Annotated in this window: 1 pseudogene; it reads right to left on the reverse strand. The window is 64.1% G+C overall.

The window, feature by feature from the left end:
* Positions 1 to 250, reverse strand: a pseudogene (locus tag ACCC94_RS30255) (HrcA family transcriptional regulator); the annotation flags it as partial.
* Positions 251 to 270: the final 20 nt, after the last annotated feature.

The following is a 270-nucleotide window of genomic DNA, read 5'->3' on the forward strand; positions in this document are numbered from 1 at the left end:
GCTGCACGGTAAGCAGCGTGTCGACGAACAGGCGGTAGCCGCGCGGCGTGGGAATGCGGCCGGCCGACGTGTGCGGACTGGCGACGTAGCCCATTTCCTCGAGGTCGGCCATGATGTTGCGGATCGTGGCCGGAGAAAGGTCGAGGCCGGAGATCTTCGACAGCGCGCGCGAACCGACCGGCTGGCCGTCGGCGATGTAGCGCTCGACCAGGGCTTTCAACAGGGTTTGTGCACGGTTATCGAGTTGCATGGTCTAGCCAGGATTTCGTT

Origin of the sequence: Pseudomonas sp. Pseusp97, assembly GCF_047304025.1 — a bacterium.
Classification (GTDB): Bacteria; Pseudomonadota; Gammaproteobacteria; order Pseudomonadales; family Pseudomonadaceae; genus Pseudomonas.